This is a genomic window from Comamonas resistens (genome assembly GCF_030064165.1).
Lineage (GTDB): Bacteria > Pseudomonadota > Gammaproteobacteria > Burkholderiales > Burkholderiaceae_C > Comamonas > Comamonas resistens.
Window position 1 is genome coordinate 845,821 of sequence record NZ_CP125947.1, and the last position, 16,822, is coordinate 862,642.

Sequence of the window (16,822 nt, forward strand, 5' to 3'; positions counted from 1 at the left end):
ATGAGTTTGAAGAACAACACCGTGGCCGTGGTCGATTACGGCATGGGCAATCTGCGCTCTGTCTCCCAGGCTGTGCGCACGGCCGCAGCGGACACGGGCTGGGAGGTGGTCGTTACGGCCGATCCCGAGGCGGTCCAAGCGGCCAACCGCGTGGTCCTGCCAGGTCAGGGCGCCATGCCCGACTGCATGCGCGAGCTGCGCGAGGCCCATGACGGCGGCCTGCAGCAGGCCGTGCTCGATGCGGCCGCCAACAAGCCGCTGTTCGGTGTCTGCGTGGGCATGCAGATGCTGCTCGACCATAGCGATGAAGGCGATGTGCCGGGCCTGGGGCTGATTCCCGGCGATGTGCGCAAGTTCGATCTGGCCGGCAAGAACCAGGCCGACGGCAGCCGCTTCAAGGTGCCGCAAATGGGCTGGAACCGCGTGCATCAGACCCTGCATGGCGGCAAGCCCCATGCGCTGTGGGCAGGCATTCCCGACGGCAGCTTCTACTACTTTGTGCACAGCTTCTATGCGCAGGTGCAGCAAGGCGAGCATTGCGCTGCCGAGGCCGACTATGGCGGCCTCTTTGCATGTGCTGTTGCACGCGATAATATTTTCGCCACCCAGTTCCACCCCGAGAAAAGCTCGGACCAGGGGCTGGCGCTGTTCCGCAACTTCCTGGGCTGGAAGCCCTGAAGTTTTCTTTGTGCACTGGCCATTTCTGACGGCCAAACTTGCTAGCAGATCACCATCATGTTGCTCATCCCCGCTATCGACCTCAAGGACGGCCACTGCGTACGCCTGATTCAGGGTGATATGGACCAGTCCACAACCTTCGGTGAGGACCCCGCCGCCATGGCCGCCAAGTGGCTGGATGCGGGCGCCCGTCGCCTGCATCTGGTGGATCTGAACGGCGCCTTTGCGGGCCAGCCCAAGAACCTGTCGGCCATCAAGAGCATCCTCAAGGAAGTCGATGGCGAGATTCCCGTGCAACTGGGCGGTGGCATCCGTGATCTGGACACCATTGAACGCTATATCGATCTGGGCATCGAATACCTGATCATCGGCACGGCGGCCGTGAAGAACCCCGGTTTCCTGCAGGATGCCTGCAGTGCCTTTCCCGGCCACATCATCGTGGGCCTGGACGCCAAGGACGGTAAGGTGGCCATCGACGGCTGGAGCAAGCTCACCGGCCAGGACGTGATCGAGACGGCCAAGCGCTTCGAGGGCTGGGGTGTGGAATCCATCATCTACACCGACATCGGCCGCGACGGCATGCTGACCGGCATCAACATCGACGCCACCGTCAAGCTGGCTCAGTCGTTGAAGATTCCCGTCATCGCCTCCGGTGGTCTTTCCGGCATGTCCGACATCGAAGCGCTGTGCAAGGTGCAGGACGAGGGTGTGGAAGGCGTGATCTGCGGCCGTGCCATCTATACCGGCGATCTGGACTTTGCCGCAGGCCAGGAACGCGCGGACGAACTCACCGGTGAATGATTCGATATTTCAGGCCCGAACCCAAGTCCAAACGACCAACTGGCAAGGGCTGCCCGCTATCGCTTTAAAGCTGGGTCAGGGTGACTCGGCCTTGATCTGCCTGCAAGGCGCGCAGGTGCTGTCCTGGGTCAGCCAGGGGCAGGAGCGTCTGTTCCTCAGCCCGTTGGCCGTCCACGATGGCCGGACCGCCATTCGCGGCGGCATTCCGGTCTGCTTTCCCCAGTTCAATCAGCGTGGCCCCCTGGTCAAGCATGGCTTTGCCCGCATCATGAGCTGGGCGGCCGATAAGGCCCAAGCGCTGGGCAACGATGGCGTGCAGCTGAAGTTGCGCCTGAAAGACACCGAAGCCACGCGCGCCGTCTGGCCACACGAATTTGAAGCGGTGCTGACTGTGCAGCTCACGCCCGGTCAGTTGCGTGTGGAATTGGCTGTGAACAACGGCGGTACACAAGACTTGCCATTCACTGCTGCACTGCACAGTTATTTGCGCGTGCCGGATGTTGAGCAAGCTGCTTTGCAGGGCCTGCAGGATTTGAGCTATTGGGATGCGGTGGCCGACACCCATCCCCGGCAGCAAGGCGCGCTGCGCTTTGGTGTGGAGACTGACAGTGTCTATCCGCGCGCTGACGAACCTCTGCAGTTGCTGGCTGGAAATCAGCCCTGGCTGCAGATTGCACAGGACGCGGCATGGAGCGAAACCGTGGTCTGGAACCCCGGCCCAGCGCTGTGCGCCACGCTCAAGGATATGGAGCCTGCCAGCTGGCAGCAGATGCTCTGCGTGGAAGCTGCAGCCATTGACGCAGCGGTCATCGTCGCTCCCGGCCAATGCTGGAAAGCAGCCCAGCATCTGACAGCGCACTGATCTGCGCTGCCCTTGTTTTTCATCGTTCAGAGAGTTCATCATGCTTGCCAAACGCATCATTCCCTGTCTTGACGTCACCGGTGGCCGCGTGGTCAAGGGCGTCAACTTTCTGGAGCTGCGCGATGCGGGCGACCCGGTGGAAATCGCCGCGCGCTACAACGCCCAGGGTGCGGACGAGCTGACTTTTCTGGACATCACCGCCACCAGCGATGGCCGCGATCTGATCCTGCCCATCATCGAGGCCGTGGCCTCGCAGGTCTTCATTCCGCTGACCGTGGGCGGCGGCGTGCGCACGGTGGACGATGTGCGCCGTTTGCTCAACGCAGGGGCCGACAAGACCAGCTTCAACTCGGCCGCCATTTCCAACCCCGACACCATCAACGCCTGCAGCGACAAGTACGGCGCGCAGTGCATCGTCGTGGCCATCGATGCCAAGCGCCGCACGCCCGAAGACGAGCAGCGCATAGGCCCTGCCGGCACGCCCATGGGCCCGGGCTGGGATGTGTACAGCCATGGCGGTCGCAAGAATGTGGGCCTCGATGTGGTGCGCTGGGCCGAAGAAATGGCCAGGCGCGGCGCCGGCGAGATCCTGCTGACGAGCATGGACAAGGACGGCACCAAGAGCGGCTTTGACCTGAAGCTGACCCGCGCCGTGGCCGATGCCGTGGGCGTGCCCGTGATCGCCTCGGGCGGTGTGGGCAATCTGGACGATCTGGCCGATGGTGTCACCATAGGCGGCGCCGATGCCGTGCTGGCCGCCAGCATCTTCCACTACGGTGAATACACGGTGCAGCAGGCCAAGGAATGCATGCGCGCGCGCGGCATTCCCGTACGCTTGTAAACATTGACGCTATTTAATCAATAGCTTTTGGCGCTGATTGGAAGTCATATTTTCGTGATTTCATATGAAATATGACGAGAAAAAAGCGCTAGCCGCTATGAAATCAGGAATCACCATGGAATGGCTAGATCAAGTCAAATGGGATGAAAAGGGCCTGGTGCCCGTCATCGCCCAGGAAAAAGACACAGGCGATGTGCTGATGTTTGCCTGGATGAACCGTGAGGCGCTGGCCAAGACGGCCGAGCTGGGCCGCGCCGTGTACTTCAGCCGTTCACGTGACAAGCTCTGGTTCAAGGGCGAGGAATCGGGCCATGTGCAGACCGTCCACGAGCTGCGCATCGACTGCGATAACGACGTCGTTCTCATGCAGGTCACGCAGACCGGACACGAGCCCGGCATTGCCTGCCATACGGGTCGGCACAGCTGTTTTTACAGCGTGTTGCGAGATGGACAGTGGACGCCCATTGATCCGGTCTTGAAAGATCCTGATTCCATCTACAAATAACTGACATGACTTCTTCTCAAGATTCTCTGGCCCGCCTGGCGGCGGTGATCGAAAGCCGCAAGCCCGCCAACGGTGGCGACCCCGAGAAAAGCTATGTGGCGCGCCTGCTGCACAAGGGCCCCGATGCCTTTCTCAAGAAGATCGGCGAGGAGGCCACCGAGGTCGTGATGGCGGCCAAGGATGCCGAGCACGGTGGTGACAAGGGCGAATTCCTTTACGAAGTGGCGGACTTGTGGTTTCACTCCATGATTGCCCTGGCACACTTTGGTCTCACGCCCGCGCAGGTCATCGCCGAGCTGGAGCGCCGTGAAGGTCTCAGCGGTCTGGAGGAAAAAGCCCTGCGCAAGGCCAATGAACGTGCCGAGCAGGAGAAAGGAAATGCCTGATGAATGATCGAGACGTTGTGGATGTGCACAGCAGCACCCAGTCCGAAATCGAAGGCCTGAAGGCCTGGGGCTGGGTCAGCTATCTGCTGCACCTGATCGTGGCCGTGGCCGCCGTGCTGCCGGGTGCGCAGGTCAGCGTGTTTTTGCTGATCGTGGCCGTCATCATCGACCTGGTCAAACGTGACGATGCGCGCGGCACCTGGCAGGAGAGTCATTTCTCCTGGCGTCTGCGCAGCGTGCTGTGGGCCGCCGTGCTCTACGCCGTCACCTTCCCGTTCTTCCTGCTGGGCCTGTTGATCTTCAACCCCGCCTGGGTGGTGATCTCCATCTGGTTCCTCTACCGCATCGTGCGCGGCATGGTCGCCATGAACAAGAACCAGTCCGTTCAGTCCTGAATCCCAAGGACTGACCCTAAGCCCCTGTGAGGACCGCAGGGGCTTTTTTGTACCTGATGCTGCTGCAGTGCAGCAGAACAACGCTGACATCGTCTTGCGCGATGCATGGCTGGGCGAAAGCACTGCGAGCCGCTAACCTGTGCCTTCATCTTCACGAATCACAGGACGGCGCATGGCTGCAGCAACACCGCACACACTCAATCTGGCCTTGCAGGGCGGGGGATCGCATGGCGCCTTGACCTGGGGTGTGCTGGATGCGTTGCTGGAAGACGATGGACTGGTCTTTGAGGGCATCAGCGGCACCAGCGCCGGAGCCATGAACGCCGTGGTGCTGGCGCATGGCTTTGCCCAGGCAGCCGCGCAGGAGAAAAAACCGGCAGATGCCCTGCATCTGGGGCGGGATCTGGCCCGCCAGGCGCTGCGCGAGCTCTGGGAGGGCGTGGGAACCATGGGAACCATGGGCAATATTCTGTGGGGCGTGCCGCTGCCGGGCGTGCCCATCATGGGCGTACTCAACCAGTTCCTGTCTCCCTACCAGACCAATCCGCTCAATATCAACCCGCTGCGCCAGCTGCTGACCCGCGTGGTGGACTTCGACACCCTGGTGCATCCGGAAAACGCTGCCGTGGTTCCCAAGCTCTTTGTCTGCGCCACCAATGTACGCACGGGCCGCGGCAAGATCTTCACCGGGGAGCAGGTCACGGCGGACGCCATCATGGCCTCGGCCTGTCTGCCCCAGATGTTCAAGGCCGTGGAAATCGATGGCGAGCATTACTGGGACGGCGGTTTTTCGGGCAACCCGGCGCTGTATCCGCTGCTGTACGAGACCAAGAGCCGGGACATCCTGCTGGTGCAGATCAACCCCAAGGAGTCGGACAAGCTGCCCGATAGCGCCAGCGAGATCATGGACCGCATGAACGAGGTGACCTTCAACGCGGGCTTGCTGGCCGAGCTGCGAGCCATCGAGTTCGTGGTGCGCATGCTGGAGCAAAAACGCCTGGACTCGGATCGCTACAAGCATGTGCTGATGCACCGCATCGATGGCGGCGAGGTGCTCAAGCCCTTTGGTGCATCCAGCAAGGCGCGGGCCGATATCACCCTGGTGCGCGAGCTGTTCTCTCTGGGGCGCGAGCGCGCCCAGGAATGGCTGCACCGCAACCGCGAGCATCTCGGTGTGCGGCAGACGCTGCGATTCAACGACAATATGGTCTGACCTCCCTGAGGCGCTTTGCGCCATCCCCCAGGGGGCGACGGCCTCTATTGCGGAGCGGCCCTTGTTGGCCGTCCCTGGCTTGGATCGCGCCAGGCTCACAAGGATGAGTGGCGCAACCATTGAATTGACAAGCACCCATGCACGACCACGATTCCCACTACGATTCCAGCTGTATTTTCTGCCGCATTGCCAGGGGGGAGATCCCTTCGCGCAAGGTGTACGAGGATGAGGAAATCTTTGCTTTCCACGACATCAATCCATCGGCCCCGGTGCATTTCCTGATGATCCCCAAGAAGCACATTCCCTCCCTGGCCCAGGTTGGTGCCGAAGATGCGGCGCTGCTGGGACGCATGATGGTGCTGGCACCCAAGCTGGCGCTGGAACAGGGCTGCAATCCCTATCCCGATGGTGGCTTCCGTGTCATGGTCAATACCGGCACCGAAGGTGGTCAGGAAGTCCATCACCTGCATCTCCACGTCAAGGGCGGCCCCCGTCCCTGGCTCAAGGGCTGATTCAAGGGCCGATCGCAGCCAAACCATCGCCATACAGGGCTTGCACCCAGATACAGCTCCGAGTGGCGGGCTTTTTGGGCCATTGCAGACAATCTGACACAGGCGCCGTCTAAAATGGTTTGCAATTCTTAGGAGAGATTCTCATGGGCTCGTTTTCTATCTGGCACTGGCTGATCGTGCTGCTCATCGTGGTTCTGGTGTTCGGCACCAAGAAGCTCAAGAACATCGGCAACGATCTGGGCGGCGCCGTCAAGGGTTTCAAGGATGGCATGAAGGAAGGCACAACCGACCCCGCATCCACTCCCGCTGCTGGTCAGGTTGCCAGCCAGCAGGCTGCAGACAAGGCCACCATCGACGTGGAAGCCAAGCAAAAGAGCTGATCGCTGGCAACTTGGCACTGATAGATGTTTGATATTGGCCTGTCCAAGATGGCTCTGATCGGAGCCGTGGCCCTGGTGGTCATCGGCCCCGAGAAGCTGCCGCGCGTTGCCCGCATGGTGGGCACGATGCTGGGCCGGGCGCAGCGTTATGTGGCCGACGTCAAGGCGGAAGTCAACCGCTCCATGGAGCTGGATGAGTTGCGCAAGATGAAGGAAACGGTCGAGGGTGCTGCGCGGGATGTGGAGTCCAGCATTCGCACCCAGGCCTCTGACCTCGAAAAGGACTTGAGCGATGCGACCAAGGATTTGCGCGACGACGCGCATATGACTTCCGCATCGTCGTACGAGTCCTATGGCTCGGATGGCGGCTATGGCAGCTATGGCGAGTCCGATACGCACAGCGCCGTGGTGCCCAGCTACCGACACCCGCGCAAGAACTGGCGCCTCAAGCGTGGTGCCGTGCCGCAGTGGTACAAGGCGCGCGCAGGCGTGCGCACCAAGGTTCAGTCGGGTGCAGCGCGCGTGGCGCGTTTTCGGCCCAAGAAGTTCCATTGAGCATGCGCGGACGCAGCCTGCAGATCCTTGGCTCGCCTGCTGAGGCAGCAGGTTTTGCTCCGGCAGTTCGCCTCTTGCCCGTGTCAGCGGGCGTTGTTGTTTCAAGCGTGCGGAGCCCCATCGGCTTCGACGCGGTTTTGCACCATGTCCGAACCCTCTAAAGAAGACGAACTGGCCGGCACCGAGCAGCCGTTTGTGCAGCACCTGATGGAGCTGCGTGATCGACTGCTGTACTGCATCTACGGCATTGGCGTGGCGCTGGCCATTCTGTTTTTCTGGCCCGGCCCAGACGGGCTGATCGACTTTATCGCTCATCCCATCAAGGAGCACATGCCGCCCGGCGCCAAGCTGATTGCAGTGGGCGTGTTCTCGCCGTTCTTTGTGCCGCTCAAGGTGCTGATGATGGTGGCCGTGCTGTTGGCGCTGCCCTGGCTGATGTACCAGATATGGGCTTTTGTGGCGCCGGGCCTGTACAGCCATGAAAAGAAGTTTGCGCTGCCGCTGATCCTGTTCGGCAGCCTGCTGGCTTATGCCGGCATTGCCTTTGTGCAGTTCTTCGTGCTGGGCAATATGTTCAAGTTCATCCAGCACTTCACACCGGCCAGCGTGGCGGCGACGCCGGATATCGCTTCCTATGTGGAGGCCATCCTTGCGCTCTACATCGCGTTTGCGGCGGCCTTCCAGGTGCCTATCGTGGTGATGCTGCTGGTGCGCTTTGGCCTGGTGGAGATTGACAAGCTCAAGTCCTTCCGCGGCTACTTTGTCGTGGTGGCCTTCATCATTGCGGCCGTCATCACGCCTCCCGACGTGATTTCGCAACTGGCGCTGGCCATCCCCATGTGCCTGCTGTACGAGGTGGGCATTGTTGGCGCCCGCTGGTTCAACAAGGCATCGCGCCCCGAAGGCGAGTTGCCCGAAAGCACCGAAGTGGACAAGCCTGCCGATCAGAATTGAAGCTGCGGCCTATGGCCGAGTTCTGATCCCCAAAGCCCTTGAAGCGATTCAAGGGCTTTTGTTTTTATCGGTTTTGATAGCTGCAAGCGCTTGATGGGAAAGCGCCAGATGCCGATTTGATGCATAAAAAAGCCAGCGCATTGCGCTGGCTGGTGGTGAGCGGAGGCGGAACCCTTGGATGCCGCTGTGCTGTTTGAGTTAGCGGCGGCGCGCGCCTTGCTGCAAGGTGCTGGCCGCAGGTCGTACGCCGGGGGTGATGGCCAGAGCCACTTCGCTGTCGCCACGGCGCACTTCGAACTTGGAGGCCTCACCGGGCTTGAGTGCGGCCACGGCCGTCAGTAGTTGCGAGACATTGTGGATGTCGGTTTCGCCGACCTTGACGATCACATCGCCTGGGCGCATGCCGGCCTGGGCTGCGGGGCCGGCCTGCAGCACGCCGGTGATGATGACGCCGGCATCGGCCTTGACGCCAAAGGTTTCGGCCAGCTCGGGCGAGAGCTCGTTGGGCTCCACGCCAATCCAGCCGCGTGTGACCTTGCCGTCCTTGACGATGCCGTCCAGCACCATCTTGGCCGTGGATACTGGAATGGCAAAGCCTATGCCCATGCTGCCGCCCGAGCGTGAATAGATGGCGGTGTTGATGCCCAGCAGGCTGCCGTTGGCATCGACCAGTGCGCCGCCGGAGTTGCCGGGGTTGATGGCGGCATCGGTCTGGATGAAGTTCTCGAAGGTGTTGATGCCCAGCTGGCTGCGGCCCAGCGCGCTGATGATGCCGCTGGTCACGGTCTGGCCCACGCCGAAGGGGTTGCCGATGGCCAGCACGCGGTCGCCCACGGCCACCTGATCGGAGTTGCCCAGCACGATGACGGGTAGCTTGTCGAGTTCGATCTTGAGAATGGCCAGATCGGTCTCTGGGTCGGTGCCTATCACCTTGGCCTTGGCCTGGCGGCTGTCGGTCAGCGTGACCTCGATATCGTCGGCACCTTCGACCACATGGTTGTTGGTCAGGATGTAGCCATCTTGACTGATGATGACGCCGCTACCCAAACCAGATTGCTCTTGCGGACCCTGGTCGCCAAAGAAGAACTGGAACCAGGGATCGTTGGCGCGTGGATGACGCACGGCCTTGCTGGTGTTGATGCTGACCACGGCGGGTGCGGCCTTGCGGGCGGCAGGTGCAAAGCTGCCAGGGGCGACTTCACCGGCTGGCGCAGCTGGGGCCTGCAGCAGGGAGACGCCAGCACTGCTGCGGACATTTCCGCGCTGAAGCCAAGTGGGCTGTAGGGTAGCTACTACAAAATAGATAGCCACCAGCACGGTGACGACCTGCGAAAACAGCAACCAGGTGCGTTTCATGTAATGCGTATGAAAAGTGGTGGAAACAAGCCCCATTGTGAAGCATGGCGCCATGGGCCCTGATGACGGGCATTGAGCTTGCTTGTATTTGCTTAACGCAAAGTTGCAAGTTCTGCACGCGAGGCAGGCATAGGGTTGCGGCCATCTATAGTTTTGCAGCGGCTGTAGCCATGGGTGTAAACCCTAGAATGATTTTTCGACTGCGCCAATGTCGCCGTTTGCCAGAGTGATTGCCCACCAAGCGCTCATCTCTCGCCAAGCGTGGCTTTGCACCTGAAGCCCGCCGCATCCGGTTTGCTGCTGCACGCTGACCCGTGCGAGCCGCTTCTATCCGCGCTGTCCTGCTGTTCGATCTAGGAAACACCATGACTACGCTTGACACCGCCGCCCCGATAACCACGTCGGCTGCTGCGAAAAACCGTTCCCTGAACCGGGAGGACTACAAGACCCTGGGCCTGTCGGCCCTGGGCGGAACGCTGGAGTTCTATGACTTCGTGGTGTTCGTCTTTTTTGCCAATGTGATTGGCAGCCTGTTCTTTCCGGCGGAGATGCCTGAATGGATGCGCCAGCTGCAGACGCTGGGCATTTTTGCGGCTGGCTATCTGGCCCGCCCCATTGGCGGCATTCTGATTGCCCACTTCGGCGACATCCTGGGCCGCAAGAAAATGTTCACGCTGTCCGTCTTTCTGATGGCCGTGCCCACGCTGGTCATCGGCCTGTTGCCCACCTATGCCTCCATCGGCATCGCGGCGCCCATCCTGCTGCTGCTGATGCGTGTGATGCAGGGCGCAGCCATTGGTGGCGAGATGCCCGGTGCCTGGGTGTTCGTGGCCGAGCACGCACCGCAAAAACGTTATGGCTTTGCCATTGGCGCGCTGACCTCGGGCATTACCGGCGGCATTTTCCTGGGCTCCATCATTGGCGTATGGCTTAACAGCACGTACAGCCAGGTGGAAGTGCACGACTGGGCCTGGCGCATCCCCTTCATCCTGGGTGGGGTGTTTGGCCTGGTGTCGGTGTATCTGCGCAAGTTTCTGCACGAGACCCCCATCTTCCAGGAGATGCAGGCCCGCAAGGCCGTGGACCGCGAGCTGCCCATCAAGACCATTTTGCGTGACCACCGTGAGGCCAGCATCGTCGTTGCGCTGATGACCTGGGTGCTGTCCACAGCCATCGTGGTGGTGATTCTGTTCACGCCCGCCTATCTGCAAAAGGTCTTTCACATCGCTCCTGCGGATGCGCTCAAGGCCAATGCGGTGGCCACGGTGACGCTGACCATAGGCTGCGTGTTCTGGGGCTGGCTGTCCGACAAGATCGGCACCAGGCTGAGCATGATCATCGGCTGGGGCGGCATGACGGCCACTGCCTATCTGTTCTATCTGAACCTGCCAGGTACCGAGGCCTCGCTGGTCTGCACCTATGCGACGGTGGGATTCTTTGTGGGTGCCATCTCGCTGCTGCCCGTGGTGGGCGTGCGCGCCTTTCCGCCCGAGGTGCGCTTCACCGGTCTGTCCTTCTCGTACAACATGGCTTATGCGGTGTTCGGTGGTCTAACTCCCATGCTGGTCTCGGTGTGGCAACAGGTGGATGTGATGGCGCCTGCCCACTATGTGGCCGCCATGGGCGTGCTGGGTGTGGTCATGGGCTTCTGGCCGCTGGCCTGCAAGGGCTGGCAGGCTTCGGTCCCCCTGAGTCGCTGACGCGCCTTCCCCAAAGGGGACGACGGCCTTTGCTGCGGGGCGGCCCTTGCTGGCCGTCCTGCGCATAGGGAAGCTTTGGTCATGGATAGGATGGTCTTGGCACAATGGCAGCCATGAGCATTGAGCGAAACAACCTGCTGTCCGTCTTCAATGGACTGCTGCAACCCGAGCGATTCAAGGACTACGGCCCCAATGGCCTGCAAGTGGAGGGCAAGGGCGAAATCCGCCGCATCGTCAGCGGCGTCACGGCCAGCCGTGCGTTGATCGAGGCCGCCATTGACGCCAGGGCCGATGCCATCTTCGTGCACCACGGCCTTTTCTGGCGCGGCATGGATGGTCGCATCACCGGTTGGCTCAAGGAACGCATACGCCTGCTGCTGGCCCATGACATCAATCTGTATGCCTACCATCTGCCGCTGGACGCCCATGCAGAGCTGGGCAATAACGCGCAGCTCGGCGCCAGGCTGGGTGTGCAAGGGCAGGCCGCATTCGGCGACCAGAACCTGGGCTGGCTGGCCGATGCCGATTTTGCCAATGCCGATGCGCTGAACACCCATGTGCAAACCGTGCTGGGACGCAGTGCCACCTTGGTCAGTGCAGATGCTTCGCGACCCATCCACAAGCTGGCCTGGTGCACAGGGGGTGCCCAGGGCTTTTTCGAGGCGGCCATTGCCGCAGGTGCCGACGCCTTCATCACGGGGGAGATTTCGGAGCCTCAGGCCCATCTGGCGCGTGAGACTGGGGTGAGCTTTATTGCGGCCGGCCACCATGCGACCGAGCGTTATGGCGCACCGGCTGTGGCTGACCATGTGGCGCGGGAGTGCGGCATAAAGCACCAGTGGATAGAGATCGATAATCCCGCCTGAGCTGTTTATTGACACGACTTGCGCAAATTAGGCCCAGGTAAGCGTTTCGCCTCAAGGACGCTGCCTTGGTGCATCCTCATTTGCGTCAGTTCTATTTAATTTGATAGCTGCAAGCGCTTTAAAACAAAGGGTTTGAGCTTAATCTCTATGTTTGCTGCCGAAACAACTGCTGCCTTGCCCATAGCCATCACCCAGGGTGACTGCGCCGGCATTGGTCCCGAAATCATTGCCAAGGCTTTTCGTGCGCAGCCGCAGCTGCTGCGCGGCTGTTTTGTCGTGGGGGAATTGCAGACGCTGCGCCGTGCCACGGCCCTGGCGGCCAGGGCCGCCGACGGCGAACAAGGCATTGCTCAACCCATTGCCGTGATTGACCAACCGCAGGATGCCTGGTCTGTACCCGAAGGTGCGATCGCATTGCTGGGGCTGCCGGGGCTGGCTGGTCCTCAGCCCTATGGCCAGATATCGGCGGCGGCGGGCGAGGCGGCGGCCAGGTGCGTGGTCTGGACCGCGCAAGCGGCTTTGCGTGGCGAGATTGCGGCCCTGGTGACGGCGCCTTTGCACAAGGAAGCGCTGCATCTGGCAGGTGTCGCTTTTCCCGGTCACACCGAGCTGTTGCAGGCCGAGGCCGCCATGCATGCCGGTGTTTCGATTGCACAGATGCCGGTGCGCATGATGCTGGCCAACGACGAGTTGCGCACGGTGCTGGTCAGCATTCATGTCTCTTTGCGCGAAGCCATCGAGGCCGTCACGCAGCCGCAGATTCTGCAGACCTTGCGCATCACGCATCAGGCTTTGAGCAAAAGTCTGGGCCGCTCACCACGCATTGCCGTGGCCGGCTTGAACCCGCATGCAGGGGAGGGCGGCATTTTTGGCCGCGAGGAAATCGACATCATTGCGCCGGCGATTGCGGCTGCGCGGGCCGAAGGTATCGATGCATCCGGGCCCTTTGCACCCGATACCGTGTTCATGCGCGCGCGAAACACGCTGGATCACCCTGGGGAATTCGATGCAGTGTTGGCGATGTACCACGACCAAGGGTTGATCCCGGTCAAATATTTGGGTGTGGAGGACGGCGTGAATGTGACGCTGGGGCTGCCTCTGGTGCGCACCAGCCCGGATCACGGAACCGCTTTTGACATCGCCGGAAAAGGCATTGCCGACGCAGCCAGCCTGCTGCAGGCCGTGCAGATGGCGCGCAATCTGGCGGCCTGAATCGCAAGCCAAAGCGATGGCCGATTGCAGCCATCCGCTCGCAATGCGCTCTTCATTTTTTGAGAGTGAGTTCAGTCATCGCTGCATGGCATTGCAAGCTCTTGATCAAGAAAAATCAGGATGAAAAAAGCCTGCTGGGTGCAGCAGGCCGAGTATCTTGAAATCTGTTTTTTCAGGCTTTGCGATTGAGGCTGTCGCGGATCTCGCGCAGCAGCTGGATGTCTTCAGGCGTAGCAGGCGCTTCTTCTGGAGCGGCCGGTGCTTCGCGCTTGAGACGGTTGATTTGCTTGACCATGATGAAGATGATGAAGGCCAGAATCAGGAAGTTCACCGCCACGGTGATGAAGCTGCCGTAGGCAAAAACAGGAACTCCGGCCTTCTTCAATGCGTCCAGTGTGCGCGGCACACCCTCGGGCATGGTGCCCAGCACCACAAACAGATTGGAGAAGTCCAGCTTGCCAAAGATCAGGCCTACCAGAGGCATGATCAGATCGCTGACCACCGAGTCCACGATCTTGCCAAACGCGCCGCCAATGATCACGCCCACGGCGAGATCCATCACGTTTCCCTTGATTGCGAATTCGCGGAATTCTTGCATCATGCCCATAAGCAGTTCCAGTCACTGAGAGTTTGAGATAGCGCAGTATTGCGTGACTTTGGCGCTTGTCAACGTCGGACATGGGCTGGAATAACCATAACCCCGCCGCTAGAATTTGCAGTTGACCCCAAATCAAGCGATGTACTTCGAGGAAATCCATGAGTGACTCTCCAGTCGACTCCAGCAAGCGCACGTGGATCATCACGTCAGCCTGTGCTGGTGCCGTGGGCGGTGTGGCAACGGCCGTCCCTTTTGTGAGCTCCTTTCAGCCTTCTGAAAAAGCCAAGGCAGCAGGTGCTGCGGTAGAGGTGGATATCTCCAGCCTCAAAGAGGGTGAGAAGCTCACCGTCGAATGGCGAGGCAAACCTGTCTGGATCATCAAGCGTACGGCCGAGCAGCTCAAGGAGCTGCCAAGCCTGGACGCGGAGCTGGCTGACCCCAAGTCGCAGCGCCACCCGGAAGAGTTCACTCCCGTCTATGCGCAAAACGAAGCGCGCTCCATCAAGCCCGAAGTGCTGGTGGTGGTCGGCATTTGCACCCACCTGGGCTGCTCTCCTACCGACAAGTTCCACGCGGGTCCGCAGCCTTCGCTGCCCAACGACTGGAAGGGCGGCTTTCTGTGCCCTTGCCACGGCTCGACCTTTGACATGGCAGGCCGCGTGTTCAAGAACAAGCCTGCGCCCGATAACCTTCAGGTGCCTCCGCACATGTATCTGTCTGACACCAAGATCCTGATTGGTGAAGACAAGAAGACCGCCTGAGGGAGACAAGAACAATGGCCCACGAATTCAAGCAAATTGACCCGAACTCCACGACCGGAGCGAAGGCGATGAACTGGTTGGAGAACCGTTTCCCGACAGCATTTGACGCCTACCGCGTCCATATGTCGGAGTACTACGCTCCCAAGAATTTCAACTTCTGGTACATCTTCGGCTCGCTGGCCCTGCTGGTGCTGGTGATCCAGATCGTGACCGGCATCTTCCTGGTGATGCACTACAAGCCCGATGCAGACAAGGCGTTCGCATCGGTCGAGTACATCATGCGCGATGTGCCCTGGGGATGGCTGATCCGCTATATGCACTCCACGGGCGCATCGGCCTTCTTCATCGTCGTGTATCTGCACATGTTCCGCGGTCTGCTCTACGGTTCCTACCGCAAGCCGCGTGAGTTGGTCTGGATCTTCGGCTGCGCCATCTTCCTGGTGCTGATGGCCGAAGCCTTCATGGGCTATCTGCTGCCTTGGGGTCAGATGTCGTACTGGGGCGCGCAGGTGATCGTGAACCTGTTTGCTGCCATCCCCTTCGTCGGTCCCGATCTGGCGCTGTTGATTCGTGGTGACTATGTGGTGGGTGACGCCACGTTGAACCGCTTCTTCAGCTTCCACGTGATTGCCGTGCCTCTGGTGCTGCTGGGCCTGGTGGTGGCGCACTTGCTGGCGCTGCACGATGTGGGCTCCAACAATCCCGATGGCATCGAGATCAAGGGTCCGAATGCACCCAAGGATGAAAAGGGCCGTCCGCTGGATGGCGTGCCTTTCCACCCCTACTACACGGTGCACGACATCTTCGGTGTGACGGTGTTCCTGTTCCTGTTCTCGGCCGTGGTGTTCTTTGCGCCCGAGTTCGGTGGCTACTTCCTGGAGTACAACAACTTCATCCCGGCCGATCCGCTCAAGACGCCCAATCACATTGCTCCCGTCTGGTACTTCACGCCCTTCTATTCGATGCTGCGTGCCATCACCAGCGAGATGGTGTATGTGCTGATCGCCTGCGTGGTGCTGGGTGCCGGCTACGGCATCCTGAAGTCCCGCCTGCCTGGCTTTGCCAAGGGTGCAGTGGGTATCGTGGCTCTGGCCGTGATCGCCATGATGCTGTCCATCGATGCCAAGTTCTGGGGCGTGGTGATCATGGGTGGTGCCGTCATCATCCTGTTTGCCCTGCCATGGCTCGATTGCAGCCCGGTCAAGTCGATTCGTTACCGACCCAGCTGGCACAAGTATGTGTATGCCGTGTTCGTCGTGAACTTTGTCATCCTGGCCTATCTGGGCGTGCAGCCTCCCTCGCCCGTGGGTGAGAAGGTGTCGCAGGTTGGAACCCTGTTCTATTTCGGCTTCTTCCTGCTGATGCCGTGGTGGAGCCGTTTGGGCGAGTCCAAGCCTGTGCCTGAGCGTGTGACCTTCAAGCCTCACTGAACCGGGAGACAACAAGAATGAAGAAACTGATTCTGACCCTGGTTGCAGCCCTGGGCATCATGGGTGGCGCGCAAGCGTCCGAAGGTGGTATTCACTGGGACAAGGCCCCGGTCAATACCGGTGATACGGCCTCGCTGCAAAACGGCGCCAAGATTTTTGTCAATTACTGCCTGAGCTGCCACTCCGCTGCCTTCATGCGCTACAACCGCCTGAAAGACATCGGCCTGACCGATCAGGACATCAAGGACAACCTGCTGTTCACCACCGATAAGGTCGGTGAAACCATGAAGGCAGCCATCAACCCCAAGGAGGCCAAGGAGTGGTTTGGTGCCAATCCGCCGGATCTGACCGTCATTGCGCGCTCGCGTGCGGGGGCGGGTGGAAGTGGCGCGGATTACCTGTATACCTTCTTGCGTACTTTCTACCGGGATGACACAAAAGCCACAGGCTGGAATAATCTGGCCTTTCCCAGCGTAGGCATGCCGCATGCGCTGTGGGAGCTGCAGGGCGAACGTCGCGCGATCTTCGAGGAACACGATGATCACGGCACTAAGACCCAGGTCTTCAAGGGTTGGGAGCAGATCACTCCTGGCAAGATGACCGCAGTGCAGTACGATCAAGCGGTTGGCGATCTGGTGAATTACCTGCAATGGATGGGAGAGCCTGCCCAAAATACCCGTACCAAGGTTGGCGTGGGTGTGCTGATTTTCCTGGCTTTCTTCATCTTTGTAGCCTGGCGCCTGAACGCCGCGTTCTGGAAAGACGTCAAGTAAGTTGTTGCTGTGCAGATGCTGTCTGCAGCCAAACCGTGTTAGTG

Annotated in this window: 20 protein-coding genes; 18 read left to right on the plus strand and 2 right to left on the minus strand. The window is 60.5% G+C overall.

All coding sequences use genetic code 11. The annotated features are described in order from the left end of the window. The 12 genes from hisH to tatC all read left to right on the plus strand — a co-directional run bounded on the left by hisH (position 1) and on the right by tatC (position 8,082). Positions 1–678 (plus strand): imidazole glycerol phosphate synthase subunit HisH, encoded by a 678-nt coding sequence (gene hisH, locus QMY55_RS03810; protein WP_283487381.1) that lies wholly within the window; start codon positions 1–3, stop codon positions 676–678. A 57-nt stretch (positions 679–735) separates the two neighbouring features. Beyond that, positions 736–1,479 (plus strand): 1-(5-phosphoribosyl)-5-[(5-phosphoribosylamino)methylideneamino]imidazole-4-carboxamide isomerase, encoded by a 744-nt coding sequence (gene hisA, locus QMY55_RS03815; RefSeq protein WP_283487382.1) that lies wholly within the window; start codon positions 736–738, stop codon positions 1,477–1,479. Further along, positions 1,472–2,341: a D-hexose-6-phosphate mutarotase gene (locus QMY55_RS03820; RefSeq protein ID WP_283487383.1), complete on the plus strand. Its 870-nt coding sequence runs from the start codon at positions 1,472–1,474 to the stop codon at positions 2,339–2,341. Before hisA ends, QMY55_RS03820 begins: the two co-directional genes overlap by 8 nt. A gap of 40 nt (positions 2,342–2,381) precedes the next feature. After that, the gene (gene hisF / locus QMY55_RS03825) at positions 2,382–3,182 is read left to right on the plus strand and encodes an imidazole glycerol phosphate synthase subunit HisF (RefSeq protein ID WP_283487384.1); all 801 of its coding nucleotides are present in this window, start codon (positions 2,382–2,384) and stop codon (positions 3,180–3,182) included. A gap of 115 nt (positions 3,183–3,297) precedes the next feature. Continuing rightward, positions 3,298–3,687: a phosphoribosyl-AMP cyclohydrolase gene (gene hisI, locus QMY55_RS03830; protein WP_283487385.1), complete on the plus strand. Its 390-nt coding sequence runs from the start codon at positions 3,298–3,300 to the stop codon at positions 3,685–3,687. A 5-nt stretch (positions 3,688–3,692) separates the two neighbouring features. Beyond that, on the plus strand, positions 3,693–4,073 hold the full coding sequence (locus QMY55_RS03835; protein ID WP_283487386.1) for a phosphoribosyl-ATP diphosphatase: 381 nt from the start codon (positions 3,693–3,695) through the stop codon (positions 4,071–4,073). After that, positions 4,073–4,468, plus strand: coding sequence for a DUF4870 family protein (locus QMY55_RS03840; protein ID WP_283487387.1), 396 nt, complete (start codon positions 4,073–4,075; stop codon positions 4,466–4,468). Before QMY55_RS03835 ends, QMY55_RS03840 begins: the two co-directional genes overlap by 1 nt. Positions 4,469–4,640: 172 nt before the next feature. After that, entirely contained in the window at positions 4,641–5,681 is a 1,041-nt protein-coding gene (locus tag QMY55_RS03845; RefSeq protein WP_283487388.1) for a patatin-like phospholipase family protein, read from the plus strand. Between the two features lie 137 nt (positions 5,682–5,818). Then, a complete protein-coding gene (locus QMY55_RS03850) occupies positions 5,819–6,193 on the plus strand; it encodes a histidine triad nucleotide-binding protein (RefSeq protein ID WP_283487389.1) in 375 nt (124 codons plus the stop codon). A 143-nt stretch (positions 6,194–6,336) separates the two neighbouring features. Continuing rightward, positions 6,337–6,573 (plus strand): Sec-independent protein translocase subunit TatA, encoded by a 237-nt coding sequence (gene tatA, locus QMY55_RS03855; RefSeq protein WP_283487390.1) that lies wholly within the window; start codon positions 6,337–6,339, stop codon positions 6,571–6,573. A gap of 24 nt (positions 6,574–6,597) precedes the next feature. Beyond that, entirely contained in the window at positions 6,598–7,128 is a 531-nt protein-coding gene (tatB, locus tag QMY55_RS03860) for a Sec-independent protein translocase protein TatB (protein WP_283487391.1), read from the plus strand. A 144-nt stretch (positions 7,129–7,272) separates the two neighbouring features. Next, the gene (tatC, locus tag QMY55_RS03865) at positions 7,273–8,082 is read left to right on the plus strand and encodes a twin-arginine translocase subunit TatC (RefSeq protein WP_283487392.1); all 810 of its coding nucleotides are present in this window, start codon (positions 7,273–7,275) and stop codon (positions 8,080–8,082) included. 198 nt (positions 8,083–8,280) lie between these two features. Here tatC and QMY55_RS03870 read toward each other — a convergent pair whose 3' ends face one another. After that, positions 8,281–9,438, minus strand: a complete 1,158-nt coding sequence (locus QMY55_RS03870) for a S1C family serine protease (RefSeq protein WP_283487393.1) — start codon at positions 9,436–9,438, stop codon at positions 8,281–8,283. Positions 9,439–9,803: 365 nt separating this feature from the next. On the opposite strand from QMY55_RS03870, the gene QMY55_RS03875 reads away from it, so the two are divergent. The 3 genes from QMY55_RS03875 (at position 9,804) to pdxA (ending at position 13,216) form a co-directional block, all read left to right on the plus strand. After that, complete coding sequence (locus QMY55_RS03875; RefSeq protein WP_283487394.1) at positions 9,804–11,138, plus strand: MFS transporter; 1,335 nt, start codon at positions 9,804–9,806, stop codon at positions 11,136–11,138. Positions 11,139–11,251: 113 nt separating this feature from the next. Next, positions 11,252–12,004, plus strand: coding sequence for a Nif3-like dinuclear metal center hexameric protein (locus QMY55_RS03880; protein WP_283487395.1), 753 nt, complete (start codon positions 11,252–11,254; stop codon positions 12,002–12,004). Between the two features lie 147 nt (positions 12,005–12,151). Beyond that, positions 12,152–13,216, plus strand: a complete 1,065-nt coding sequence (gene pdxA, locus QMY55_RS03885; protein WP_283487396.1) for a 4-hydroxythreonine-4-phosphate dehydrogenase PdxA — start codon at positions 12,152–12,154, stop codon at positions 13,214–13,216. Positions 13,217–13,388: 172 nt separating this feature from the next. Here the strand turns inward: pdxA and mscL are convergent, their stop codons facing one another. Beyond that, a complete protein-coding gene (gene mscL / locus QMY55_RS03890; protein ID WP_283487397.1) occupies positions 13,389–13,823 on the minus strand; it encodes a large conductance mechanosensitive channel protein MscL in 435 nt (144 codons plus the stop codon). A 149-nt stretch (positions 13,824–13,972) separates the two neighbouring features. On the opposite strand from mscL, the gene petA reads away from it, so the two are divergent. The 3 genes from petA to QMY55_RS03905 are packed head-to-tail and all read left to right on the plus strand — an operon-like array spanning position 13,973 to position 16,778. After that, the gene (gene petA / locus QMY55_RS03895; protein WP_283487398.1) at positions 13,973–14,575 is read left to right on the plus strand and encodes a ubiquinol-cytochrome c reductase iron-sulfur subunit; all 603 of its coding nucleotides are present in this window, start codon (positions 13,973–13,975) and stop codon (positions 14,573–14,575) included. Positions 14,576–14,589: 14 nt separating this feature from the next. Further along, positions 14,590–16,005: a cytochrome b gene (locus QMY55_RS03900; RefSeq protein WP_283487399.1), complete on the plus strand. Its 1,416-nt coding sequence runs from the start codon at positions 14,590–14,592 to the stop codon at positions 16,003–16,005. 17 nt (positions 16,006–16,022) lie between these two features. After that, positions 16,023–16,778, plus strand: a complete 756-nt coding sequence (locus tag QMY55_RS03905; protein WP_283487400.1) for a cytochrome c1 — start codon at positions 16,023–16,025, stop codon at positions 16,776–16,778. The last annotated feature ends 44 nt before the right edge of the window (positions 16,779–16,822 follow it).